Annotated in this window: 18 protein-coding genes; 12 read left to right on the forward strand and 6 right to left on the reverse strand. The window is 64.2% G+C overall.

Annotated elements, in window-relative coordinates; genetic code table 11:
• Positions 1-6: 6 nt before the first annotated feature.
• Together TGR7_RS09285 and TGR7_RS09290 are read right to left on the reverse strand one after the other, a co-directional pair.
• The gene (locus tag TGR7_RS09285) at positions 7-1,344 is read right to left on the reverse strand and encodes a sigma-54-dependent transcriptional regulator (protein ID WP_012638417.1); all 1,338 of its coding nucleotides are present in this window, start codon (positions 1,342-1,344) and stop codon (positions 7-9) included.
• A complete protein-coding gene (locus TGR7_RS09290) occupies positions 1,337-2,842 on the reverse strand; it encodes a sensor histidine kinase (protein ID WP_012638418.1) in 1,506 nt (501 codons plus the stop codon). The genes TGR7_RS09285 and TGR7_RS09290 overlap by 8 nt, the downstream gene beginning before the upstream one ends.
• Positions 2,843-3,081: 239 nt before the next feature.
• On the opposite strand from TGR7_RS09290, the gene TGR7_RS09295 reads away from it, so the two are divergent.
• Positions 3,082-3,603 (forward strand): hypothetical protein, encoded by a 522-nt coding sequence (locus tag TGR7_RS09295; RefSeq protein ID WP_012638419.1) that lies wholly within the window; start codon positions 3,082-3,084, stop codon positions 3,601-3,603.
• 57 nt (positions 3,604-3,660) lie between these two features.
• Positions 3,661-5,769, forward strand: coding sequence for a SulP family inorganic anion transporter (locus TGR7_RS09300; protein ID WP_012638420.1), 2,109 nt, complete (start codon positions 3,661-3,663; stop codon positions 5,767-5,769).
• A 101-nt stretch (positions 5,770-5,870) separates the two neighbouring features.
• On the opposite strand, the gene TGR7_RS09305 is transcribed toward TGR7_RS09300, so the two are convergent.
• A complete protein-coding gene (locus tag TGR7_RS09305) occupies positions 5,871-7,256 on the reverse strand; it encodes a leucyl aminopeptidase family protein (protein WP_012638421.1) in 1,386 nt (461 codons plus the stop codon).
• Between the two features lie 139 nt (positions 7,257-7,395).
• Between TGR7_RS09305 and TGR7_RS09310 the strand changes: the two genes are divergently transcribed.
• The 3 genes from TGR7_RS09310 to mnmC are packed head-to-tail and all read left to right on the forward strand — an operon-like array spanning position 7,396 to position 11,058.
• Complete coding sequence (locus tag TGR7_RS09310; protein ID WP_012638422.1) at positions 7,396-8,319, forward strand: ABC transporter ATP-binding protein; 924 nt, start codon at positions 7,396-7,398, stop codon at positions 8,317-8,319.
• A complete protein-coding gene (locus tag TGR7_RS09315) occupies positions 8,316-9,089 on the forward strand; it encodes an ABC transporter permease (protein WP_012638423.1) in 774 nt (257 codons plus the stop codon). Before TGR7_RS09310 ends, TGR7_RS09315 begins: the two co-directional genes overlap by 4 nt.
• Entirely contained in the window at positions 9,073-11,058 is a 1,986-nt protein-coding gene (gene mnmC / locus TGR7_RS09320) for a bifunctional tRNA (5-methylaminomethyl-2-thiouridine)(34)-methyltransferase MnmC2/FAD-dependent 5-carboxymethylaminomethyl-2-thiouridine(34) oxidoreductase MnmC1 (protein ID WP_012638424.1), read from the forward strand. Before TGR7_RS09315 ends, mnmC begins: the two co-directional genes overlap by 17 nt.
• A gap of 84 nt (positions 11,059-11,142) precedes the next feature.
• Here mnmC and TGR7_RS09325 read toward each other — a convergent pair whose 3' ends face one another.
• Positions 11,143-11,403 (reverse strand): hypothetical protein, encoded by a 261-nt coding sequence (locus TGR7_RS09325; RefSeq protein WP_012638425.1) that lies wholly within the window; start codon positions 11,401-11,403, stop codon positions 11,143-11,145.
• 189 nt (positions 11,404-11,592) lie between these two features.
• Here TGR7_RS09325 and TGR7_RS09330 point away from each other — a divergent pair, with 189 nt between their 5' ends.
• On the forward strand, positions 11,593-11,829 hold the full coding sequence (locus TGR7_RS09330) for a complement C1q domain-containing protein (RefSeq protein ID WP_012638426.1): 237 nt from the start codon (positions 11,593-11,595) through the stop codon (positions 11,827-11,829).
• A 213-nt stretch (positions 11,830-12,042) separates the two neighbouring features.
• Here the strand turns inward: TGR7_RS09330 and TGR7_RS09335 are convergent, their stop codons facing one another.
• Positions 12,043-14,565, reverse strand: coding sequence for a sensor domain-containing diguanylate cyclase (locus TGR7_RS09335; protein WP_245522971.1), 2,523 nt, complete (start codon positions 14,563-14,565; stop codon positions 12,043-12,045).
• A 435-nt stretch (positions 14,566-15,000) separates the two neighbouring features.
• On the opposite strand from TGR7_RS09335, the gene TGR7_RS09340 reads away from it, so the two are divergent.
• From TGR7_RS09340 to radC, 3 genes are all read left to right on the forward strand, one after another.
• Positions 15,001-16,206 (forward strand): tyrosine-type recombinase/integrase, encoded by a 1,206-nt coding sequence (locus tag TGR7_RS09340; RefSeq protein ID WP_012638428.1) that lies wholly within the window; start codon positions 15,001-15,003, stop codon positions 16,204-16,206.
• Positions 16,203-17,366 (forward strand): PDDEXK nuclease domain-containing protein, encoded by a 1,164-nt coding sequence (locus TGR7_RS09345; RefSeq protein ID WP_012638429.1) that lies wholly within the window; start codon positions 16,203-16,205, stop codon positions 17,364-17,366. Before TGR7_RS09340 ends, TGR7_RS09345 begins: the two co-directional genes overlap by 4 nt.
• 325 nt (positions 17,367-17,691) lie before the next feature.
• Positions 17,692-18,198 carry a RadC family protein gene (gene radC, locus TGR7_RS09350; protein WP_012638430.1) on the forward strand — a complete coding sequence of 169 codons (507 nt, stop codon included), beginning with the start codon at positions 17,692-17,694 and terminating at the stop codon, positions 18,196-18,198.
• Between the two features lie 68 nt (positions 18,199-18,266).
• Here the strand turns inward: radC and TGR7_RS09355 are convergent, their stop codons facing one another.
• Positions 18,267-20,834: an ATP-binding protein gene (locus TGR7_RS09355; protein WP_225546706.1), complete on the reverse strand. Its 2,568-nt coding sequence runs from the start codon at positions 20,832-20,834 to the stop codon at positions 18,267-18,269.
• Between the two features lie 283 nt (positions 20,835-21,117).
• On the opposite strand from TGR7_RS09355, the gene TGR7_RS09365 reads away from it, so the two are divergent.
• The 3 genes from TGR7_RS09365 (at position 21,118) to TGR7_RS09375 (ending at position 24,349) form a co-directional block, all read left to right on the forward strand.
• Complete coding sequence (locus TGR7_RS09365; RefSeq protein WP_012638432.1) at positions 21,118-21,942, forward strand: DUF932 domain-containing protein; 825 nt, start codon at positions 21,118-21,120, stop codon at positions 21,940-21,942.
• Between the two features lie 80 nt (positions 21,943-22,022).
• Positions 22,023-24,077, forward strand: a complete 2,055-nt coding sequence (locus TGR7_RS09370; protein WP_012638433.1) for a ParB/RepB/Spo0J family partition protein — start codon at positions 22,023-22,025, stop codon at positions 24,075-24,077.
• Positions 24,074-24,349, forward strand: a complete 276-nt coding sequence (locus TGR7_RS09375; RefSeq protein ID WP_425358066.1) for a hypothetical protein — start codon at positions 24,074-24,076, stop codon at positions 24,347-24,349. Before TGR7_RS09370 ends, TGR7_RS09375 begins: the two co-directional genes overlap by 4 nt.
• Positions 24,350-24,413: the final 64 nt, after the last annotated feature.

Here is a 24,413-nt window from a genome sequence, read left to right on the forward strand (position 1 = left end):
GCCGGTTCAGGCCTCGATGCCGTAGCGTTTCATCTTGCGCCACAGCGACACCCGGTCGATGCCGAGCAGTTCCGCCGCTCGGCCGCGATGACCGCCGGTTTCCGCCAGTGCGCGTTTGATGGCGCTGATCTCCTGGTCCTCCAGTGAGGCCATGGCAGCGGATGCGGGCATGGTGACACGCAACCTGCGCAGGTTGTCCGGCAGATTACCCACCTCGATCAATGTGCCCTCGGTGAGCAGCACGGCCCGTTCGATGATGTTGGACAGCTCGCGCACGTTGCCGGGAAAGTCGTAGGCCATGAGCAGTTCGAGCGCCGCATCGCTGAATCCCTGAACGTTGCGCCCGGAAGACTCGCAATGACGTCGCAGCAGGTGCTGGGCAAGCAGGGGGACGTCCTCCTTGCGCCGGCGCAGCGGCGGCAGTTCCAGGGTCACCACGCTGACCCGGTAGTAGAGGTCCCTGCGCATCCGCCCTTCGGCCACTTCCCGCTCCAGGCTGCGGTTGGTCGCCACCACCAGCCGCACGTCCACCGGCCGTGGACGCTCGGCACCCACCGGCAGCACTTCGCGATTCTCGATGACCCGCAGCAGCTTGACCTGCATGGCGGGACTCATCTCGGCGAATTCATCCAGGAACAGGGTGCCGCCGGAGGCGGTCTCGAAATAGCCGCGCCTCGCCTTGACCGCGCCCGTGAAGGCGCCCGCCTCGTGACCGAACAGGGCACTGTCCAGCAGTTCCTCGCTCAGTGCCCCGCAGTTCACCGCGAGAAAGGGCTGGTCATGCCGGTGGCTGAGGCGGTGAATCTCCCGGGCCAGCAGCTCCTTGCCGGTGCCGCTCTCTCCCAGGATCACCACGTTGCTCTCACTGGGCGCGATGGAGGCCGCCGTGGCAAGTACCCGCTGCATGATCTCGCTGCAGGTGACGATGGGGCCCGACGAGACCGCGGGCGGCTCGGTGCGCGTGGACCTGCGTGCCAGCAGTCGTTCCCTGGCACCGGCGACCGCCGCGCGCAGTTCCTCGAGCCGATAGGGTTTGGTCAGATAATGATAGGCACCGGCACGCAGGGCGGTCACCGCGGTGTCCACGGTGGCATGCCCGGTGAGCAGGATCACCAGGGTGTCGGGATTGTGCTCCAGTGCGCTGGCAAGCACCGCCAGCCCGTCCACGCCGGGCATGCGCAGATCCGTGATCACCAGGTCGAACTGGCTGCGCCTGATGGCCACCTGGGCCGCCTCGCCGCCCGGCGCGGTCTCGATCAGGAAGCCCTGACCGTCCAGGGCGTCCGCCAGGTTGTCCAGCGCGATCTGTTCGTCATCCACGAGCAGCAGGCGAAGATCAGCCATCGGCATTCTCCGGCAACCAGAGGGTGAAGATCGCGCCGCCGTCGTGTCCGTTCTCGACGCTGACCGCGCCTCCATGGACCTCCATGATCTGGGCGACCAGGTACAGACCCAGGCCACTGCCTTCCGTGTCCCGACGGGTCTCCGCGCGATAGAAGGGTTCGAACAGATGGGGCATGTCCGCCGGCTGGACCCCGGGGCCATTGTCGCTCACCTGGATGGCGATCGCCGAACGGGGACGGCCATCGGGGCTGACACGTTCCTGCTGCAGCAACGGCCCCACGCTGTAGCGTTCATCCGTGTTCCATTCCGGCATGGGCCTGTGCTCTGCCTGGACGATGATCCTTGCCCCGGGACCCGCCGACTGGTCGGCATTGACCAGCAGGTTGACCAGCGCCTGCTGAAAAGGCTCCCGCGCCACGCACACAAACAGCTCCCCCGCGCAGGTCACCTGGACCTCGCTGTCACGACACTGGGCCCGGCTCCACTGCAGCGCGGCGTCGATCACCTTGCGCAGATCCGTGAAGACACAATCCAGGCGTTCCCCAGCACGGTCACGGACATGGTTGAGAAGCAGGCGCACGATGCGGTGTGCCCGGTCAGTCTCTTCCCGGGCCTGGCGCAGATAACGCTGCATCCTGAGTTCATCCCGCTGTTCCGGGGGCCGACGCAGCTGCTCGTTGTAGAGGTCCAGGGACGAGGCGATATTGCCCAGGGGATTGTTGAGTTCATGGGCCACACCGGACACCAGCACACCCAGTGCCAGCAGGCGCTCGGTGTGCGCGCGCTTGCGCTCGCGCTGCTCGATGTGCTCCAACATGTGATTGATCGCCTGGGCCAGGGTCTGGAGTTCGATGGCATCGTTGCGCGGTTGAAGCCGGGTATAGCGCCCGGTGGTGATCGGTGCCAAACGGTTGACCATGCGATTGAGGGGCAACAGCACCTGTCGGGCCAGCCACCAGAAGGTCAGCAGCAGAAGCCCGGCGGCCAGCAGCAACACCATCGCCAGCTGCCAGCGGCTTGCACGCATGCTGGCATGCAGGGCGTCCCGTTCCCGCTGCACCCAGATCTTGGCCAGGGATGAGACCTCGCTGCCCGCCAGGCGCACGGCTTCCGCGTTGGTCTGACTGCTCGTGCCGCCCCCGGATTCCAGCTGTGCAAGCCCGTCGATGTAGCGCCTCACGGCCTGTTCGAAGTCCTGCACTTCATTGCCCCTGGCATGAGACTCGATGATCGCGGATGCACTGACCAATCGCTCCAGGGAGGCCGTGGCATATGCCGCCGCGAGTTGCAGGTCCTCGGGCTTGCCATCCACGTAAAAGCGTTTTTCGTGGCGTCGCATTTCCAGGCTGTCACGCAGCAGGTCGGCGATCACGTCACCCTCGTAGAGCTTGTTCTCGAAGCGATTGAATCGCTCGGCGGCAAACAGGCTCACCAGGGCAACCACCACCAGGGTGACCACCCAGGTGATGCGGATGCGTTGTTGCAGACTCGGTTGCATCAGCCCTCCGCCCGTTGCAGATCGCAACACGCATTGCCCGATGCCTCTCGGATCCGGGGCCAGGGCCGGTTCAGCCCGGGCCGGATGTTGCGCATTGCAACATCCGGGCTCAGAGAGGGTTCTCGCAAGTTACTGTTTTTCATGGACATAGAGTGTGGCACAGGCGTTGCAATACCACCATAGAGAAAGGCCCGGAGAACACGTCCGGGAACGGTCACCGCATCACGGGAGTACACACCATGTCCAAATCCAAATCGCTGTTCCGGCAGTTCTTCGATGGCCTTGCCCATGAGCAGGCCGGCGAATTCCTCACCAGCGACCAGAAACTCAGGACCCTGGGCGCGGCCACGGTGTCGAGCGAACCGGAGCTCGAGCCGGCCCGCCCCATGGCCTCGCGGGTACGCATCGGCCTGATCCTGGGCTCGGTCCTCTCGGCGCCGGCCGCCGCCTTCGCCCTGGAGAGCGCCCAGCGCCTGGACGCCAACCTGGTGGTCTACAGCTTCCAGGATGAGGCCAAGGTACTGGCACAGATCACCGGACATCTGCCCGAATCCTTCAACCCCGACGACCGGGTGGAGATCCGTCGGCTCAAGGGCTCGAGCAATGATGCGATTCAACGTGCCGTCAACCGCACCCATCGGTTACAGTTTTTGGTGTGTGATGCGGACGGTTTCACCGGCCACGGGATCACCCACAGCCTGCACGTGGACCTGAAGGTGCCGGTGGTGGCGGTCGCCCGTTGTGATCGGGACGTGACCTGACCGCCCCTGCACTCGTGCATCATCTGATGACCCTTACACACCCAGCCTGAGATGCCCATGCCCAATCCCTGGCTCTATCGCCTGCTGCCCTTCCTGAACTGGTTCCCCATGTCCCCGCGCGCCGTGCGGGGTGATCTGATCGCGGGCCTGTCGGTGGCCATGGTGCTCATCCCGCAGGGCATGGCCTATGCCGCGCTGGCAGGTCTCCCCGTGGTGTACGGTCTATATGCCTCGGCTGTACCCGTGATCGTCGCCACCCTGTGGGGCTCGTCCCGGTTCCTGCACACCGGTCCCACCGCCATGCTGTCCCTGCTCTCGGCAGCGGCGGTGGCGCCGTTTGCCGTGCTGGGCACGGAACGTTTCATCGAGATCTCGGTGATGCTGGCCCTGCTGGTGGGTCTGCTGCGCCTGGGCCTGGGCGTGTTCCGCATGAACGTGATCATGAACTTCGTCTCCCAGCCGGTGATCGTCGGTTTCACCAATGCCGCCGCCCTGATCATCGGCCTGTCCCTGCTCAACACCTTCCTGAACGTGCCGCGCACCAGCTCCGGCAGCTTCCTGGTGGACCTGTGGCACGTGGTCGAACAGATCGGCCAGGCACACCCGCTCACCCTGCTCATCGGTCTGGGCGCACTGGCGATCCTGGTCGTGGGACAGAAGATCAACAAGCGCATCCCCTGGGTCCTGGTGGTCGTGGTGCTGGGCACCCTGCTCTCGGCGGCCATCGGCTTCGAACGCAAGGCCGAGACCCGGCTGGATGCCATTGACGCGCCCGAGGTGATCCGAACGCTGGAGGCCTGGGACCAGGGCAATCGCAGGCTCACCGAGATTGCCGCGCAACTGACCGAGCTCAATGCCCAACTGGATACGCTGCGGCATCGGGGTGATTTCGATGCCCAGCTGGAGGCCCGCCTGCTTGAACTGCAACACACCCAGAAGGAACTCCGCAAAGACGTCAACGAGCTGAGGGCCGAAAGCCACGCCATCCGTCTGTCGCCGGTGCCCGGCACGGGCAGCGGCGAGACCACCCGCTGGCGCCTCGCCCAGGAGGGTGACTCCTTCTACCGGCCCGAGGCCATCCGCCAGGGACAGCTGATCCTGAGCGGCGGCGGCAAGGTGGTCGGCGAGGTCCCCCGCGGCCTGCCGAGCTTCTCGGTGCCCCATTTCGACCTGGAACTGATGCTGGCCCTGCTCCCGGCCGCCCTGGTGATGGCCCTGATCGGCTTCATGGAGGCCACCTCCATCTCCCGCGCCCTGGCCGCCCAGACCCGCGAGAAGATCGACGGCAATCAGGAACTCATCGGCCAGGGCCTGGCCAACATCGCCGGCTCCTTCTTCCAGTCCTACACGGTGAGCGGTTCATTCTCGCGCTCGGCGGTGGCCTTCCGTTCCGGCGCCCAATCGGGGCTGTTCGCCATCGTCAGCGCCCTGACGGCGATGCTGGCCATGCTGTTTCTCACGCCGTACCTCTACCACCTGCCCCAGGCCGTGCTGGCGGCCATCGTCATGAGCGCGGTCTTCGGGCTGATCGATTTTCGCAGCCTGTTCAAGGCCTGGCAGGTCAACCGGGCCGACGCCGTGGCCGGCGCACTGACCTTCGCGGTCACGCTTTACGCCGCCCCCGACCTGGCCGGTGGCGTGATCGTCGGGGTGCTGGCAGCCACCTTCCTGTTCCTGGTAGGCACCGTGAAGCCGCGCTCGGAGATCCAGGGCCTGCGCCAGGACGGCGTGCTGGCCGGTGCCATCACCCACGACCTGGCACCCATCTCCGACAGATTCGTAGTGCTGCGCTTTGATGCCTCGCTGGTGTTCATGAACGTGGCCCATTTCGAAGAGGCGGTGCTGGATGCCCTGTCCCGTTTCCCCCGGGCCGAGGCCCTGCTGGTGCTGGGAGACAGCATCAACCGCCTGGATGCCTCCGGCGCCGAGAAACTGCGCGCGCTCACCGCGGACCTGAAGAAGACTGGAGTGACCCTGATGTTCAGCGGGCTCAAGCGCCCGGTACGCCGTGCCTTTGAGCGCGCCGGTCTGGTGGAGGTACTCGGTGAGGACAATCTGCTGAGCAGCAAGTACCAGGCGATCTGCGTGCTCAAGGAACGCTACGCCGGTGAAGTCCCAGTGCAGGCATCGCAGGAGGCCGAACCGGGCCGCAATGGCCCCGTCTGACAACAGGTACTGCCCGCCAAGGATGCGAAGTTATTCCAACGATTTTCCTCGCGTCCTTGGCGACTCCTTCGCGTCCTTCGCGTTCCGGCTTTTGACTGTACTCAGCCGCCGAAGCGCGCGCGGATCACCTCGAACATGGCGCGCAGCCCCATGGCCTCGCCACCCTTGGGCCGGCCGGGGCGGCCGCGGTTGTTGAAGGCCATGACATCGAAGTGGACCCAGGGTACCTGCGGGTCCACGAACTCCTGCAGGAACAGCGCAGCGGAGATCGCCCCGCCGTAGGGGGCGCTGCTGCAGTTGGCGATATCGGCCACGCTGCTCTCCAGGCTGCTGCGGTAAGGCTTGTGCAGCGGCAGGCGCCAGACCGGATCTCCCAGCCGCGTGGCGGCCTCCTCCAGTTCCCCGTAGAGCGGCGCGTCTTCGGTGAAGGTCGCTGCGATCTCGGTGCCCACGGCCACCCGGGCAGCACCGGTGAGCGTCGCATAGTCCACCAGCAGGTCGGGCTTGTGCTCACCCTCGCAGGCCTCGGTGAGCAGATCGCAGAGCACCAGGCGCCCCTCGGCGTCGGTGTTCTCGATCTCGATGCTCAGGCCCTTGCGCGAGGTGAGCACGTCGCCGGGGCGGAAGGCATCCCCGGAGATGGCGTTCTCCACCGCGCCGATCAGCACCCGCAGGCGCACGGGCAGCCGGGCCGCCATGATCATCTTCGCCAGGCCCAGCACGTGGGCGGCGCCGCCCATGTCCTTCTTCATCTGGCGCATGCCGTTTGAGGGCTTGATGTCCAGGCCGCCGCTGTCGAAACACACGCCCTTGCCCACCAGGGTGATGCGCGGGTGATGGTCTTCACCCCAGTTCAACTCCACCTTGCGGGGCGCGTGACTGCTGGCCCGGCCGACGGCGTGAATGCAGGGAAAGTTTTCGCTCAGCAGGGCCTCCCCTTCCACGGTGGAGAACACCGCCCCATGGGCATCGGCCAGCATGCGCGCCGCCTCGGCCAGGTGCTCGGGCATCATGTCCTGGGCGGGGGTATTGACCAGGTCGCGCACCAGGGCGGTGGCGTCCACCACCTGCAGTACCTCGTCGGCATCCACGGCTTCGGGCAGTTGCAGCACCGGCGCCGGTTTCTCGGCGGACTTGTAGCGGTCGAAACGGTAGGCGCCCAGGCCCCAGCCGATGCAGGCCTGGGTCAGCCAGGCGACGTCCTGGTCGGTGTCGAGGCGATAGGTGCCGGGGCAGAGCTTGCGCGCCGCACCCGCCACGCTCCAGACAGGGGCCTCGGTGTCCAGGCCCACCAGGACGCCCTGGATGCGGCCATGCTCATCGGGCAGCGTGCACAGCGAATTGGGCTTGCCCTTGAAGCCGTTGGCCTCCACCCAGGCCCTGACCCGGGGCGGATGGGCTTCCAGCCACGAGGCCAGGGTGTCCGGGGTCAGGGGAACCAGGGGGATGGCCTCGGTCTTGGTATCAAGGCTGAAACACGCGCGCATCAGATCACCTATTCAGACATTCGGAACACAGGATTCGGCATCGCGACCCACACCTGGCGCCGTTTGCCTCACCCCTCACCCAAGCACCCATGTTACCATTATCGACTTGTCACAGCTTCGCAAAAACCTCTTAAAAACAATGCCCAAAGCCCTCTCGATCCGGAATCTGACCAAGACCTACCGCAATGGCTTCCAGGCGCTCAAGGGCATCGATCTGGACGTGCAGCCCGGGGATTTCTTCGCCCTGCTGGGCCCCAACGGCGCGGGCAAATCCACCACCATCGGCATCATCGCCTCCCTGGTGAACAAGACCGCCGGCCAAGTCTCCATCTTTGGCCACGACATCGACCGGGAGAAGGATGCCGCCAAGGCCTGCCTGGGCCTGGTACCCCAGGAATTCAACTTCAACACCTTCGAGCCGGTGGTGGAGATCGTCGTCAACCAGGCCGGTTATTACGGCATCCCCCGGCGCCAGGCCTACGAGCGGGCGGAGCGCTACCTGCGCGAACTGGGACTGTGGGAAAAGCGCCACGAGATGGCGCGCACCCTGTCGGGGGGCATGAAGCGCCGCCTCATGATCGCCCGGGCCCTGGTGCACGAGCCGCAGCTGCTGATCCTGGACGAACCCACCGCCGGCGTGGACATCGAGATCCGCCGCTCCATGTGGACCTTCCTGCGCAAGATCAACGCCGAGGGTCGCACGATCATCCTCACCACCCATTATCTGGAAGAGGCGGAAAGCCTGTGCCGCAACATCGCCATCATCGACCATGGCGAGATCATCGAGAACACCACCATGAAGGGCCTGCTGGGCAAGCTCAACGTGGAGACCTTCGTGCTCGACCTGGCAAGGCCCCTGGCCCAGCTGCCGCAACTGCCCAGGCACACGCTGCGCTGGGTGGATGAACTGACATTGGAGGCGGACATCCGCAAGGAGGACAGCGTCAACGCGCTGTTCACGGATCTGGCCGCCGCCGACGTGCAGGTGCTGAGCCTGCGCAACAAGACCAACCGCCTGGAGCAGCTGTTCATGAACCTGGTGAAGGAGAACCGTCCCTCATGAGCCTGCGCCGCAACTGGATCGCCTTCCAGACCATCGTCATCAAGGAAGTTCTGCGCTTCATGCGCATCTGGGTGCAGACCGTGCTGCCGCCGGCCATCACCACGGCGCTCTATTTCATCATCTTCGGCGGCCTGATCGGTTCGCGCATCGGCGAGATGGACGGCCTGCGCTACATGGACTTCATCGTCCCCGGCCTGATCATGATGACCATCATCACCAACTCCTACGCCAACGTGGTGTCGTCCTTCTACGGCTCCAAGTTCCAGCATCACATCGAGGAGATGCTGGTGGCCCCTATCCCCAACGCGCTCATCATCCTGGGCTTCGTGGCCGGCGGCGTGTGCCGGGGGCTCACTGTGGGCGTGGCGGTCACCCTGGTGTCGCTGCTGTTCAGTCCCTTCAGCATGCACAGCCTCGGCGTGACGCTCTCGGTGGTGCTGCTCACCTCCGTGCTGTTCTCCCTGGCAGGCCTGATCAACGGCATCTACGCCAAGAGCTTCGACGACATCTCCATCATCCCCACCTTCGTGCTCACCCCGCTCACCTACCTGGGTGGCGTGTTCTATTCCATCACCATGCTGCCGGAGTTCTGGCAGGGGGTCTCACACCTCAATCCCATCCTGTACATGGTCAACGCCTTCCGCTACGGGCTGCTCGGGGTGAGCGACATCAACCTGTGGCTCTCCTACGCCATCATCCTGGGCTTCATCGCCGCGCTGTTTTCCTTCAGCCTGTACCTGCTCAACAAGGGGCATGGCATCCGCAACTGACACAGGCGCCGGATTCCAGCCCCTGGAGCCGGCGGTCCTGGAGTTTCGCGACGGCACGCCCTGGTCGTCGCGCTACGGCGACGTGTACTTCAGCCACGGCCACGGCGCCGAGGAATCCCGCACCGTGTTCCTTGAGGCCAACGGCCTGCCCGAACGCTGGCTCGACCGGGATGTGTTCACCATCGCCGAGACCGGCTTTGGCACCGGGCTCAACTTCCTGCTGACCTGGGATCTCTGGCGCGGCCAGCCGGGAGCCGGCTGGCTGCACTACCTGAGCGTGGAACTGCATCCCTTCACCCGCGAGGACCTGGCCCGGCTGATCTCCACCCTGCCCCGGGCATTGCGTGACCTGGGTGAGGCGCTGCTGGCCCAATACCCGGCGCCGGTGCCCGGCTTTCACCGGCTGTTGTTCCCCGGGGAACGTCTGAGCCTCACCCTGATGTTCGGCGATGCCGTGGACTGCCTGAGCCAGTGCCAGGCGCAGGTGGATGCCTGGTACCTGGATGGCTTTGCCCCGGCACGCAACCAGGCACTGTGGCAGGAGGCCCTGTACGCGCAAGTGGCGCGCCTGACACCGGCAGGCGGAACACTCGCCAGCTTCACCGCCGCAGGCCACGTGCGTCGCGGCCTGGAGACCACGGGTTTTGCCATTGAGCGCCTGCCGGGTTTCGGCCACAAGCGGGAACGCATCCGCGGCCTGAGAAACACACAGGCAGCGACCCCCGACCCCACCCCGCCCTGGTACTCGAACCCGCCCCCCGCCCCACCCGCCGCACGCCAGGCGGCGGTACTCGGCGCAGGCCTTGCCGGCAGCGCCGTGGCCCTGGCCCTGGCGCGCCGGGGCTGGCAGGTCACGGTGGTGGATGGCGCGGATCAGGTGGCCGCCGGCGCCTCCGGCAACCCGGCCGGCATCCTCATGCCGCACCTGAGCGCCGATCACGGGGTGGTGAGCCGCTTCACCCTGTCGGCGGCGGCGTTTTCCCGCCAGTGGATCGAATCCCTGGGACTGACCCCGGAGGCCCTGCCCCGTGACTGGTGCGGCGCCCTGTGGCTGGCCGACGGCAAGCGCCTTGCGCAGCGCCTGGAACGCATCCGTGAACGCCTGACCCTGCCCCCGGAACTGATGCGGGCCGTGGATGCCGCCGAGGCCAGCGAGCTGGCCGGCGTGCCACTCAACCTGCCGGGCCTGTTCCTGCCCCGGGCAGGCTGGGTGGACCCGGCGGCCCTGTGCCGCGCGCAACTGGCAGCGGCGGGTGTGAATCTGCGCCTGGGACGAGCGGTGTCACGCCTCACCCGTGACGGACAAGACTGGCTGCTGGAAGATGAGCATGGCGTGGCGATCACACGCGCACCCCGGGTGGTGCTGGCCAACGGCGCGGGCCTGCCGGGGCTGCATCCGGGCATCGAACCCAGGCCCCTGCGCGGTCAGCTGAGTGTGATTGAAACAAGCCGCAACACGCGGGGGCTGAAGAGGGTGCTGTGCTACGAGGGCTACCTGACACCGGCAACCCGAAGCGGCCATGTCTGCGGCGCGAGTTTCGTGCGTGGTGACCGGAACACCCGGCTGCGTCCCGAGGAACATGCCAGCAACCTGGCGGGACTGCGCCGGGTCTGGCCGGACGCGCTGGGGGATGAGGACCCGCCCCTGTCCGGACGGGCGGCGCTGCGCTTCAACGCCCCGGGCCGCCTACCGCTCGCGGGGCCGCTGCCGGACATGGTGGCCTTCGAACGCTGCTACGGGGAACTGCATCACGGCCGTCGCCCCGACAGTTATCCCGGGGCGCCCCTGCTGCCCGGCGTCTACACCAGCCTGGCCCATGGCTCGCGGGGCCTGACCACCGCCCCCCTGAGCGCCGAACTGCTGGCCTCGCTGATGCACGGCGATCCCCTGCCCCTGCCCCGTGACCTGGTGGAGGCCCTGCATCCGGCGCGGGATCGGGTCAGGGAACTCAGGAAAGCGCATTCCTGAGATTCAGATTCAAGATTCAAAATTCAAAGGGCAGATGCCTATCCCTTTGAATTTTGAATTTTGAATCTTGAATTCGCCCTCGCCCTATTCGAGCCAGGGTTCCTTGTCTTCCTCGTAGGTGCCCCGGGCCTCGGCGCGCTTGTAGGCCTCGATGGTGCGCACCAGTTCCGCGTGGTTGTGCTCGGCAAGGCCCGAATGCAGGTAACGCTCCGAGGCGCTGAGCACCCGTTCCAGGTGCTTCATCCGGTAGTTGAGGTTGAGCAGACACTTGGCGAGAAAGTGGGGATCCTCGCCATGCTCGCGCATGCGCGCGGCCTTGAGTTCTTCGTCGGTGGGCTTGCCCATGATGCTGCGGTTCCTGTGTGACGGTGGCGGTTGACGTTGTAGACTAATAACACAAGTTTTTAGCGCTGCCTGCCATCCGGTGCCCAAGCGGCCTGTTTACCTGACGACGGTCAAACCAGGTCACCGGGCATCGTCCATACTGCGCAGAAGGCTTGACCAGAGACATTGCACAAGGAACCGGAGAATCCGATGAGCAACAGCCATACCCCGCCCCACGTGGGCGCGCAGGATCCCGAACTGCGCAACTCCCCCATCGCCATGGAGATGGACGAGGAGTCCGATGTGCTCAAGCAGGAGGTGCCGGGAGAACCCGCGTGCTACTTCAATGACATCGCCTACCAGCACGGCGATTACGTCAACAGCGGCGGCATGCTGCTGCGCTGCGACCGCGGCGTGTGGGTACAGTCCGTGGAGGGCGTGGAGTAGCCCGCATATCACACCAAGGCGTGCGGTGCGCTTGCGCATAGGGCGTGCCGTACGCGCCGTCAGACCCAGGTTCGACGTCAGCCGCAGGTTCAAGGACAGCAGGCGGGCACGGCCCGCCCTATGGCTACGCTTCTCCTTCCAGAGACAGCGCGAGTCAGGCCCGGAGACCACCATCAATTGCGATCCTTGGCTCTTTGATTTGGGCCTGGGACCTCAGTACCCGGCGACCTGGTAGCGGTTCTTGCCTGCCGACTTGGCCTGGTAAAGCGCCTGGTCGGCGGCCCGCATCAGGCCGTCGTGGTCCTCGCCATGGCGGGGATGCAGGGCGATGCCGACGCTGGCCCCCAGCAGGCATGTCTGGCCGTTGAGTTGTATCGGCCTGGACAGTGAATCGATGATCTTTTCGGCCACCTGGATGGCCATGTCCTCCTGCTCCAGGGCCTGGAGCAGAATCACGAACTCATCCCCGCCCATGCGCGCCACGGTGTCCACCCGGCGCACCGCAGCCCGCAGACGCTGAGCCACTTCCTTGAGCACCCGGTCCCCCGCCTCGTGGCCGTGGGTATCATTGACCGGCTTGAAATCGTCCAGATCGATGAACAGCAGCGCCAGGCTGTTCCTGTCACGTCGCGCCTGTTCGATGGCCTGTGTCAGGCGATCCCGCAACAGGGTGCGGTTGGCCAGCCCGGTGAGGTTGTCGTGCAGTGCCATGTGCCGGATCTGGGCCTCGGCCTCCTTGCGCCGGGTGATGTCGGAGAAGATGGCGATGTGGTGGCTGATGCGTCCCTCACCATCGCGCACCACGCTGATGGACAGGTTCTGGGGATACACACGACCGTCCTTGCGCCGGTTCCAGATCTCCCCTTCCCAGCGCCCGTGCAGCAGCACCTGTTCCCACAGGGACTGATAAAAGGCCTCGTCGTGCATGCCGGAGCTGAGCAGTCCCGGATTGCGACCGATCACCTCGGCGGCTTCATAGCCGGTGATGCGCGTGAAGGCCGTGTTGGCGGAGATGATGCGGTTGCCCGCATCGGTGATGAAGATGCCCTCGTTGCTGTCCTCGAACACCCGGGCATTGAGGCGCATGGATTCCTCCAGACGCTTGCGCGCGGTGACATTCATGGCCAGCCAGATAACCGCGGGGCGGTCGAAGACCCTGGCCCCCATGGCCATGACACGCCCTTCGAACCACAGGGTTCCATCGGGACCTCCCTTGGGCGGGATACTGATCTGCTCGGCGCTCAGGGCATATTCCAGGGTCTGAAGGCTCGAGGTCTCCAGGGCCTTGTGCACCACCGACAGGAAGCGGTCCGCCAGCTCCAGCGGCAGTACCTCGTGCAGGCGCTTGCCGATCAGCGCCTGCCCCCGGTGGTACAGCTGGCTGTCCAGGCCGCCGAAGACATCCCGGTACTGCCCCTGGTCGTCGATGATGAAACCGATGTCCGGCAGTGCCCGGATGATGGCGTTGAGCCGCTCATGGCTGTCGAGCAGCTGGTTGGCCAGCCGCTTGCGGTCATCGATGTCGGAAACCGTCGCCAGTATCGCCGGCCCGTCCTCCCACGCCATGGCGCTCAGGTTGATGCGCACGTAGCTGTGCCCCGCATCACCGGTGCGGATGCGAAGCTCCGTCTCCAGCGGTCCGGGGCGGGCAGGATCGGCGATCACCCTGGACATGAGTCTGGCGAGCTGATCGCGGTCCTCGGCGACCAGGAAGTCACTCAGCTGATGAGACAGCAGTAATTCTTCGTCATGGCCGAAGATGTCCCTGAAGCGGGGATTCACATAACGCAGCCAGCCGTCCTGGACGATGCACGCGCCGTCGCTCAGGTTCTCCATCAGCGCCCGGTACTTGACCTCCGACTGGCGCAGGCGCTGTCCCTGGAGGCTCAGATACCAGGCCAGCGCGCCCGTGAGCAGCGTGATCAGCCAGATCAGACCCCAGAGACCGCCGACGGGCGTCACCGCCGGCCAGCCGCCACTGGGTTCGGCGGCCAGTTCCCACTCGCCCCCCAGCATGGTCACCGTCTGGCGCAGGCTGTCACGGCGAAACAGCGCCGGATCGCCGTAGAAGGTCTCACCCCGAGCGCCCAGGCCGTCCCGCCCGCGGATGGCGATGTCCATGCTGCGCTCGAAGTAACCCAGCCCGGCCGCCTCGTACAGGCGCTGCATGTCCACGGGAATGGAGACCAGTCCCCAGTAGCGGTCGTCCTCGGTCCCGGCCACGTGGGCAGGCACGAAGATGGGCGTGCGGATGATCAGGCGCAGGCCACCCTGCACCAGCTCCCAGGGACCGGCGAGCACCGTCGAGCGGCGCTCCATCATGTCCAGCACCGAACCGGACTGCTCCGGGTGGCTCATGAGGTCCAGGCCCAGGGCCGCACGATTGCCTTCCAGGGGATGGAGATAGCGGATGACGTTGTCGGGCGCAGCGGTGAAGTGGCTGATCAGCCCCGGCCTGCGTTCCATGAGCATGGCGGCGATGGCGTCGAACTCGGTCTCGCCCAGGTCCGGGTTGAACATGATGTAGGTGACCAGACCGTCGGTGACGTGGATCACCGCATTGAGCTCGGATTCCAGCCGGGCCCGGAGATTGCCCAGTTGCCCCACCAGCTCGGCGCGGGTCTCGTCCTGAACCCGCTGCTTCCAGACCTGCAGCAGGCTGAAAAGCACGAGCAGCATCAGGCCGCCCGCAAGGCAACCCGCCAGCAGGGGCCAGCGCGAGATCTTCAACGGCATGGCTCGGAGTGACACAGGGACATGGGGCCGGGTCGGCGCCTTGGCGAGGGTTCTGAGCGGTGCTCGGGAGATGCCACGCTGTGTCGATTCCTTGGGCCGGGAGATGTACAGGCGGTTGCAGGACATTGTGCCGTGAACCGCCCATAAACGACTATATCACGCCACCGGGGGCCGAAATGACGGCGCAGGTCAGGGCGTCTTGGAGTGGTGCCCGGAGCCGGAATCGAACCGGCACGGCAAAAGCCGGGGGATTTTAAGCCAGAGCATGGCTTCCGCACCGGGGCACCGCTGGGGTTGGATGGGGCTTGCTGTAGCAGGTTTTCCAGCTAACCAATGCCTTCCATCATATCCCGGTGCGCGATGCAAACCGCCCCGGTTCCCTTTCGCTTGGCTCCTAGCCGGCCCCTGGAATCGGGGCCTTTCAGGAGCACCCTCATGGCGAAAATCAAACTCACCAAGTCCGTCGTTGACACGGCACAGGCGCGAACCTGCGACGTGGAACTCCGGGATACGCTCGTTCCAGGCTTCTTGTGCAAGGTTACACCAACCGGGCGCAAGGTATTCATGCTTCAGTACCGCACGAACTCCGGTGTTCGGCGCAAGCCGTCACTCGGCCAGTTCGGCGAGCTGACGGTCGAACAGGCCCGGTCGCTGGCGCAAGACTGGCTGGCCGAAGTCCGGCGCGGCGGCGACCCCGGACTGGACAAGGCGGATGCCCGCAAGGCCCCAACGGTCAAGGAGCTGTGCGGCCGGTTCATGGATGACCACTCCAAGCCGCACAACAAGCCGAGCACCCAGGCCGGCTACCAGTACCAGATCGACACCTTCGTCATTCCGGCCTTCGGCACCAAGAAGGTTCACGAAGTCACGCGCAACGACATTACCGCGCTGATGAAGCGCATGGAGAAGTCGCCCACCCAGGCCAATCGGGTGTTGTCGCTCGTGCGCAAGATGTTCAATCTGGCCGAACTGTGGGGCTATCGGCCGGACGGCTCCAACCCGTGCCGCCATGTGCCCAAGTACCCGGAGAAAGGCTCGACCCGGCTCATTACCGATGACCAGATGGTCAAGCTGTTCGCCTATCTGGACAAGGCCGAGGCCGAGAACTTGGAGCATCCCATCCTCTTGCTGGCCGTCCGGCTGCAATTCGAGTTCGCGGCGCGCATGTCGGAAATCCTGCTGTTGCAGTGGGATTGGCTCGACCTGCCCAATGGCCGGGTGGTCTGGCCGGACAGCAAGACCGGCGATATGTCCAAGCCCTTGAGCGAGGAAGCCAAGCGGCGGCTGACGAGCGCCCCCCGCTATGGCGATTCGCCCTATGTCTGCCCGGCGATCATCGACCACCGCCAGCCCCTCAGTCCCCACACCTACTATCAGGGGTGGCGGCGCATCCTCAGCAATGCCGGCGTGCCGAAGGTCGGCACCCACGGCATTCGCCATCGCTCCGCGACCGACATTGCCAATTCGGGCGTCCCGGTCAAGGTCGGTATGGCGCTGACGGCGCACAAGACCGTGGCGATGTTCATGCGCTACGTCCACACCGAGGACGATCCTGTGCGCCAAGCCGCCGAACTGGTGGCGACCCGTCGGCAGACCATCACCGGAAAGCGGCAACCGCAGCCGCAGGAGGCCACGGCATGAGCGCCCGGACGCCCAAAGCCGCCAAAGACGCCGCCCTGCCTGCCGGCTACGCCGGCATCCACGGCGGCATCGTGGAACTGCTGGACGCCGCGCGCCAGGCGGCGGCGCGCAGCGTCAATGCGCTGATGACGGCCAGCTATTGGGAAATCGGCCGCCGCATCGTGGAGGCCGAGCAACAGGGCAAGCGGCGCGCGGGCTATGGCGAGCAGTTGATTGCCCGGCTGTCCGCCGACCTGACCGCGCGCTTCGGGCGCGGTTTCAGCCCGGACAATCTGGAGAACATGCGGCGGTTCTTCGCCGCCTACCCCCGGCCCATGATTTCCGAGGCACTGTCTCGGAAATCAGGCGACGAACCGCCTGCCGAGATTTCCGAGACAGTGTCTCGGAAATTCGCCCTGGCCGAGCTGGCGCAGGTGTTCCCGCTGCCGTGGTCGGCCTACGTGCGGCTGCTGGCGGTCAAGGACGACCACGCCCGCCGGTTCTACGAGGCCGAGGCGTTGCGCGGCGGCTGGAGCGTGCGCCAGCTTGACCGGCAGATCGGCAGCCAGTTCTACGAGCGCACGGCCTTGTCCAAGGACAAGGCGGCGATGCTGGTCAAGGGCGCAGCGCCGAGGCCCGAGGATGCCGTCAGGCCCGACGACGCCATCAAAGACCCCTACGTGCTGGAGTTCCTGAACCTCAAGGACGAGTATTCCGAATCCGATCTGGAGGCCGCGCTGATCCAGCGGCTGGAGGATTTTCTGCTGGAGCTGGGCGAAGGGTTCACCTTCGTCGGGCGGCAGCGGCGCTTGCGCATCGACCAGACCTGGTATCGGGTGGATCTTCTGTTTTTCCACCGGCGGCTGCGCTGCCTGGTCATCATCGACTTGAAGCTGGGCAGCCTGTCCCATGCCGACGTGGGCCAGATGCTCATGTATTGCAACTACGCCAAGGAGCATTGGGCCTATCCCGATGAAAACCCGCCCGTGGGGTTGATCCTGTGCGCCGACAAGGGCCATGCCCTGGCGCGGTATGCCTTGGAAGGTTTGCCGTCAAAGGTGATGGCGGCGAACTACCGTACCGTGCTGCCGGATGCCGAGCTGTTGCAGAAGGAATTGGAGACTACGCGGCGCTTGCTGGAATCGCGCACGTCGAAGCAGCCCAAGAAACTCCCGCAGTAACCGGGCGTCCCGGCGTTCCGCCGTCGGGTTCGCGGGCTGCGCCCCACGCCTCGTTCCGAGTCGCGGCCATTCGGCCTTGACCCCTGACGCCTTCGGCCCTCGCGGGCCTGCGCGCTCCGCTTGCCCAAAAGCCGAGGGTGTGCAGTGGGCGGTGTGTAGGCGGTCTTGCTGCTCCCTTCACCGTATCACGGCGTCCTCGCCGTCAAGGGCGGCGCGCGCCATGCGCGCTTGCGTCCTGGTGGCCGTCTGCGACCCCTGACTGCTTGCGCTGCGCCGTGCTGAACACGGTTCCGGGCAATTCCGCCCGAGCAACCGGAGCACGATCATGTCGCAATTCTCCCTCTCTCACGATACCCCGCTGATGGTGCGCGATGGCCGTGGCCGCTATCGGCCGGCGGACGCCGACCAGATTCTGGAAGCTGCGCGCCAGGTCATCGAACAGAAGATGCAGCGCGGTGCATCGTTCAGTTCGCCGGAGGCGGTCAAGGACTACCTGCGCGCCAAGCTGGCCGGCTTCGAGCACGAAGTCTTTGCCGTCCTGTTTCTCGATACGCGCCATCGGTTGATCGACTACGTGGAGATGTTCCACGGCACGATCGACGCCGCCGAGGTGCATCCGCGCGAAGTGGTGAAGCAGGCGCTGCGGCTCAATGCGGCGGCGGTCATCGTTTCGCACAACCATCCGAGTGGGAACCCCGAGCCGAGCGCGGCCGACAGATCGATGACCGCGCAGCTTCGGCAGGCGCTGGCGCTGGTGGACGTTCGCACGCTGGATCACGTCATCGTTGCGGGGACTCGCACCACGTCATTCGCCGAGCGCGGCCTGATTTGACGAGGGGGGCTTCGGCCCCCTTTTTGCTGCGCCTGGTGGCGCAACTCCGGCCCTCGCGGGCCTGGCGCTCAGGCAGTCGCAACCTGAATCATCTCGTCGTAATGTTTCTTGTCCACTTCCTCCAGCCACTGAAAGATGTGCCCGATGACGCTGTGACTTTCGCCTGCCAAGTTTTCTGCCGATTCCTCGGTTATTTCAATTACATCGCTATGCGAATACTTGTTGATAAAGCGGTATATCTTCTCTTTGAGTTCCGGTGTCGTGATGGTGCAGTCTTTCAGGCCAACATCCATTAATTGACTAATGTCGCTTCTCCGCCTTGGATACTTGAAGGTAAAGAACGATTCAACTAGCTTGCGTGCGAGGTTCGCCGTCAAGAATGCTTCGTCTCGGTTAAGAGTCGTATGCGCCCTATATTCATAGAGCTTCTTGAAAATATAGTGGTACTCCGAACCGTAATTCTTCAGAGAGTCGTCGGCGTCAACAAGCAGCGAGTGGCGGGGTGAACCAGGAGGCGCATCCAGTCGATAGAAGAAGCAATTCTCAGCTTTTCCTTTGGCGATCCTGTTCCTGTTCGTTCCAGTGAACCAGTCTCTCACCAGCTTGAAGTAAGTGAAGTTGTGGGTGAGTACAAAAAGTTGCTTGGCTTCAGTGCATTGAGTTCTCAGGAAAGAATAGGCATGAAACAGGTGATTTGAATCAAAGCTTGAGACCGGATCATCAACGACGACAATTGTGTCCTTGATGTTGTTTCCATTTTCTTTGAGCTTCGTGATGAAGTAGACAAATGCAATCGCAGTCTTCTCACCTTCGCTCAAATTCCCATCATGCTCACCCACACCGTTTCTGATGATCTCATAGCCTTTTTTATTTTGATTAAAGCTCAAGCAAAGCTCAGAACGACCGATGAAACGATGCAGGATGTCATTGAACTCTTTCGCCCCCACCGTCTCATTTGAGAGCAGCGCCTCTATTGCTCCGACCTCTTGACCAAGTTTTTCAATTTCCTTGTAGTCATTCTTTGCTTCAGCCTCAAGGTCATTGCATTTCTTCTCACTTCCAGCATAGTCAAATTCTTGCACCTCAGCCGCAGCAAAGTGAAGTTCCAGTGCCACCTTGCTTTTTGATGTCTCAGATTTGAAGTTTGAAGTCTTATTGTTATGCTTTCCGACGAGCGCAACGATCGACTTTAGGATCTCATTGAAATTCGTGACATCCTCTTCAACCACATCCGAAATCTGAATGTCTGTCTTTGCAGGATCTGTAATTTTGGCTTTCAGAGCTTGCCGCCATCCGTCTATTTGCTGGTTGATCTTCTCAGCAGCAGATGTGTATTCCTTCTGGAATTTATCTGCGTCAGCCGATAGCTCTTTATAAAACTCCGTCGCTGCGGGCAACTGATTGGCTGGAGCACCTTGAGATTCAATCCAAGTCGCGGCGCTCTGAAGCCGGTTTTGAAAATCCGTGAACTCTTTGCTGAAGTGAGCGGCAAGTGCCTCAGCACGAAGCTGGGTGAATGGGGAGCCGCAGAACTCGCAGGATTGCGAATCATGGTTTTTATGAATTTCCAAGCCGGCTTGAACCCATTCACGAATGTCCGGGTTATCAGTCAGCCGCCGGATAGCTTGATTGACTGCTGTAGTTCCAATCAAGTCTCTGATGCGACCTGCCGCCTTCTTAAAGTAGTCCGGCTCAATGGCCGTTGAGGCGAAGGTAATACTTGGAAGTTGATCTGGTTTGGCGGCATTCGTGAGGTCGATGACCTTCTCATCTGGAAGAACCGAGCCAGGATTAACAATGGCCTTGCCATTATTCTGAATGAAATTGGAGAGCTTTCGGCGGTCGTAGTTCAAGTAGTAGCTATCGCTCGTATCAATCGCCTGAAGTCCTAGCTTCATTTTCTTGGCAGCATTGGTCAGAAATTTATCCAATGCTTCACGCTGCTTCTTGATGTCGCTTTGCTTTTCGTCGTGAGCTTTCTTCTTCGATTGAAGATCGCCTTTTAGCTTCTCCAGTTTTTGCAAGTCATCAATCTTCTCTTTCGCAATGAGAAGGATGCTTTTTACGGATTTGTCCCAATCAATATTCTCATGCACAAAGCGTTGATTGAAGACATGGATATTTAATTGGGATGAAGGGAGTGTGGCTTCCGTGATCGTTGAGCCGTCTTCCAAAATAACTGAAAACTGACCCGCGCTGAAGCGAGGAACCATCGAGCGAAGCTCAAAGCAAGAGAATAGATTCGATAGGGTTGACTTGCCTGTTCCGTTCCAGCCATAGACAAGGTTGTACCGGCCGAACTTCTGGATCTTCGTTCCATTGAAGTCGCTGAAGATGCCGAACTGCTTGAGACGGTTAATGCAGACGATCACTTTTAGCCCCCCGTGTTCTTGCTTTAGCAACATTTGCTTGCAGAACAAATGGTAAACGAAGAGTTCTTTTGCGTCTCCGCTTCGCGGATCGCGCTGCTCCAGGTTCGCTAGTCGCTCATCCCTGGCGGGACTGGCTTTGCCAGCCTTTCGCATCGCTGACGCCTCCGGCCCGGCTTCCAGCTTCGGGCCTGCGCGCTTCGCTTGCCGTGCGGTCTGCACACAGGGAAGGCCGTTGCCATGTCCAGCCGTCTTCCCTGACTTCATCACCTTGTCCGCGACTGTAGCCCGCTCCCGTGGGCCATCAAGGCGCGCAGAGCCGTGTCCTCGGCTGCGCCTGCGGGCCGCACCGACCCTGCGCTTTCCTCCTTGACGGCCCCCGTCCGCGCGCTCCTGACCGTCGCGGGCGATGAACTCAGGAAAGACGGTGGCAACAGGGCCAACCGGGTTCCTCGTGCCGACCGCACCAAACAGCCGAAAGGCTGGGCTCCGAATCTAGGAATCCGGTGTGCGGTGAACAGCAAACCTCTTTTTTGTCAGGAGAAAGATCATGCAACTCGCATCCCGTTTCGCTTCCCGTTCCCCGGCACTGCGCAGCGATTACCCGCTGTCCGATGACCAAATCCGCAGGGTGGCCCCGTCCATCTTCGCGGACGCCCCGCACGAAAGCCGCTCCGAGCGGTACGCCTACATCCCCACCGCGACCGTGTTGCAGGAACTGCGCGGGGAAGGTTTCGAGCCTTTCATGGTGTGCCAGACCCGCGTGCGCCACGACGACCGCCGCGACTACACCAAGCACATGATCCGCCTGCGCCACGCCAGCCAGATCAACGGGCGCGAGGCCAACGAAATCATCCTGCTGAACTCCCATGACGGCACCAGCAGTTACCAGATGCTGGCCGGAATGTTCCGCTTCGTGTGCAGCAATGGGCTGGTGTGCGGCGACACCGTGGCCGACGTGCGCGTGCCCCACAAAGGCGACGTGGCCGGGCACGTCATCGAAGGCGCTTACGAAGTCCTGCACGGATTCGACCGGGCGCAGGAATCCCGCGATGCCATGCGCGCCATCACCCTCGACGCAGGGGAATCGGAAGTGTTCGCCCGCGCTGCGCTGGCCTTGAAGTACGACGAGGACAAGCCCGCACCCGTCACGGAATCGCAAATCCTGATGCCGCGCCGTGGCGACGACGACCGCCGCGACCTGTGGAGCGTGTTCAACCGCACGCAGGAAAACCTCATCAAAGGCGGCCTGTCCGCCCGCGCTGCCAATGGCCGCCGCCAGACCACCCGGCCCGTGCAGGGCATTGACCAGAGCGTGCGCCTGAATCGCTCCCTGTGGCTGCTGGCCGATGGCCTGCGCCAGTTGAAAGCCTGAATCCCCACGCGGCAGGGGCAGGCAGCAGCCCTTGCCGCATCCCTCGCTGCTGCATCCCTGAATCGTTAGGAGTTATCACCATGAACGCCGTAACCCAAACCGAAGCCCGCGCCATCGAAACCGCCGCGCCGCTGGAAATGGCCGACCCGTCCAAGAACCTGATCTTGGTTGCCCTCTCGCAGTTGCTGCCGCGCCGCTCCAAGCGCAACGCCCGCAAGATGCCGCGCCTGTCCATCCCCGAACTGGCCGCGAGCATCGCCCGCATCGGCCTGCTGCAAAACCTGATCGTGATCGCATCCGCCGATGGCGAGCATTACGAGGTGGTGGCCGGTGATCGCCGCTTGACCGCTTTGAAGCTGCTGGCGAAGAAACACCGCATCTCCGCCGACTACGAGGTGCCGTGCCTGCTGGTGGCCGATGGCAGCGCCCGCACCCTCAGCCTCGCGGAAAACCTGATGCGCGAGCAGATGCACCCCGCCGACCAGTTCGAGGCGTTCGCCGCGCTGGTGAAGGAAGGCCGGCCCATCGAGGACATTGCCGCCGACTTCGGCGTGTCCCCGCTGGTGGTGCAGCGCCGCTTGAAGCTGGCCCACATCGCGCCGCGCCTGATGGCCGACTACCGCGCCGGAACCGTCACGCTGGAGCAGTTGATGGCCCTGACCATCACCGACGACCACGCCGCGCAGGAAGCCGCGTTCTATGCTGCGCCGGAATGGCAGCGCGGCCCGTCCGCGCTGCGCGCACGCCTCACCGAGCGCGAAATCGACGCCACGCACGCGCTGGTGCGCTTCGTCGGGCTGGACACCTACCGGCAGGCAGGCGGAGGCATCCGCCGCGACCTGTTCGCCGAAGGCGATGCCGGCACCTACCTCACCGACGCCGCAGTGCTGGAAACGCTGGTGCGCGAGAAGCTGGCAACGCTGGCCGAGAACGTGCGCGCCGAGGGCTGGTCATGGGTGGAGGCCGTGCCGCATCTGGCCTACGAGGAACGGCAGGCGTTCCAGAACGCACCGCGCCACCGCCGCGAGCCGACCACGCGCGAGGCCCGCCGCATCGCCTCGCTGGAAAACCGGCTTGAAAAGATCGACGCCGAACTGGAGGACGCCAGCGACGCCGAGGACGAGGCCAAGGCCGAGAAGCTGGAACAGCGGCGCGATCAGGTGATCGGGGAACTGCAAGACGCGGATGACGCCTTACAAGGCTATGCGCCCGAAGTGCGCGAGGTGGCCGGTGCCATCGTCACCATCGACCGCAACGGCGAGGCCGTCATTCATCGCGGCCTGCTGCGCGAGGCCGAGGCAAAGGCGCTGCGCACGCTGGAAAAGCTGCGGCGCGGTTTCGGCAGCGCGGAAGGCGAAGCCGACAACGACGAAGGCCACGACGCCGACGACGCGCCCAAGGCTGCGAGCCTGTCCGACCGGCTGGCGCAGCGGTTGAGCGCACACCGCACGGCGGCGCTGCAAATCGAAGTGGCACGGCATCCGCAAGTGGCGCTGGCCGCGCTGGTGCATGGCATGGTGCAGGAGGTTTTGCAGCCTGACGCCTACGGCGACGGCCTGCCGCTCGGCGTGCGCCTCAACGTGCAAGACCGGCTGGAAGGCATGGCCCCGGACTGGCCGGAATCGCCCGCCGCCGTGGCGCTGCGCGAACTGCAACAGGTGGCAGGTGAAACCTTGCCGCAGGACAGCGCCGAACTGTTCGCCGTGCTGCTGGCAAAGCCGCAAGACGAACTGGTCAAGTTGCTGGCCGTCTGCGTGGCTTCCACGGTGGACGTGGTGACGCCTCGCGCCCCGCCGCACCAACCCGGCGAGGAACTGGCGCAGGCCGTGGGCCTCGACATGGCCGCATGGTGGAAGCCGACCGCAGAAGGCTACTTCAAGCACGTTCCCAAGGCGGCAGTTCTGCAAGCCGTGGGCGACTACGCGCCCGAGCAGGTTTCCCGGCTGGCGAAGTTGAAGAAGGCCGACATTGCCAGCGAGGCCGAGCGGCTGGCGAACGGCAGCGGATGGATGCCCGCCATCTTCAAGGCAGAAGGTGCGCAGGAAACCACGCAGGCAGAACCGCAGGCGCAGGACGATGCCCCGGAGGATGCCGAGGCACTGGCGGATGAACCCGCCGTGGCGCTGGCCGCTTGACCCGCGCCGATGGCAAGCGCCCCGGCCCCGACCGGGGCGCTTCGCTGGAAGGAGAACGCCCCATGACCCGCACCACCACCCGCCGCCCACGCATGGCGGCGATCTACGCCCCCGGCGCGGTACGCGCCCGCCGCTGGCACGGCGACGGCGACGTGCGCGGCTACCGCCCGCCCTCGGGCTGGTCAGCCCGCGCCGACCTCACCGACATTCACCCCATCACGGGCCGCGCCTTGCCGCGTGCCGTGTGGTGGCTCATCGAGACGAAGGAATAACCCGAACAGCACCGCGCCCAGGCCGTTCCGCCCTGGGCGCGGTGAAATGCAAATCCGGGCGCGG

Origin of the sequence: Thioalkalivibrio sulfidiphilus HL-EbGr7 (genome assembly GCF_000021985.1) — a bacterium.
Lineage (GTDB): Bacteria > Pseudomonadota > Gammaproteobacteria > Ectothiorhodospirales > Ectothiorhodospiraceae > Thioalkalivibrio_A > Thioalkalivibrio_A sulfidiphilus.

Bases quoted from the DNA above. Each gene is read 5' to 3' on its own strand.
- TGR7_RS09285 (WP_012638417.1), bottom strand. From the start codon at position 1,344: ATGGCTGATCTTCGCCTGCTGCTCGTGGATGACGAACAGATCGCGCTG.
- TGR7_RS09290 (WP_012638418.1), bottom strand. From the start codon at position 2,842: ATGCAACCGAGTCTGCAACAACGCATCCGCATCACCTGGGTGGTCACC.
- TGR7_RS09295 (WP_012638419.1), top strand. From the start codon at position 3,082: ATGTCCAAATCCAAATCGCTGTTCCGGCAGTTCTTCGATGGCCTTGCC.
- TGR7_RS09300 (WP_012638420.1), top strand. From the start codon at position 3,661: ATGCCCAATCCCTGGCTCTATCGCCTGCTGCCCTTCCTGAACTGGTTC.
- TGR7_RS09305 (WP_012638421.1), bottom strand. From the start codon at position 7,256: ATGCGCGCGTGTTTCAGCCTTGATACCAAGACCGAGGCCATCCCCCTG.
- TGR7_RS09310 (WP_012638422.1), top strand. From the start codon at position 7,396: ATGCCCAAAGCCCTCTCGATCCGGAATCTGACCAAGACCTACCGCAAT.
- TGR7_RS09315 (WP_012638423.1), top strand. From the start codon at position 8,316: ATGAGCCTGCGCCGCAACTGGATCGCCTTCCAGACCATCGTCATCAAG.
- mnmC (WP_012638424.1), top strand. From the start codon at position 9,073: ATGGCATCCGCAACTGACACAGGCGCCGGATTCCAGCCCCTGGAGCCG.
- TGR7_RS09325 (WP_012638425.1), bottom strand. From the start codon at position 11,403: ATGGGCAAGCCCACCGACGAAGAACTCAAGGCCGCGCGCATGCGCGAG.
- TGR7_RS09330 (WP_012638426.1), top strand. From the start codon at position 11,593: ATGAGCAACAGCCATACCCCGCCCCACGTGGGCGCGCAGGATCCCGAA.
- TGR7_RS09335 (WP_245522971.1), bottom strand. From the start codon at position 14,565: ATGCCGTTGAAGATCTCGCGCTGGCCCCTGCTGGCGGGTTGCCTTGCG.
- TGR7_RS09340 (WP_012638428.1), top strand. From the start codon at position 15,001: ATGGCGAAAATCAAACTCACCAAGTCCGTCGTTGACACGGCACAGGCG.
- TGR7_RS09345 (WP_012638429.1), top strand. From the start codon at position 16,203: ATGAGCGCCCGGACGCCCAAAGCCGCCAAAGACGCCGCCCTGCCTGCC.
- radC (WP_012638430.1), top strand. From the start codon at position 17,692: ATGTCGCAATTCTCCCTCTCTCACGATACCCCGCTGATGGTGCGCGAT.
- TGR7_RS09355 (WP_225546706.1), bottom strand. From the start codon at position 20,834: ATGAAGTCAGGGAAGACGGCTGGACATGGCAACGGCCTTCCCTGTGTG.
- TGR7_RS09365 (WP_012638432.1), top strand. From the start codon at position 21,118: ATGCAACTCGCATCCCGTTTCGCTTCCCGTTCCCCGGCACTGCGCAGC.
- TGR7_RS09370 (WP_012638433.1), top strand. From the start codon at position 22,023: ATGAACGCCGTAACCCAAACCGAAGCCCGCGCCATCGAAACCGCCGCG.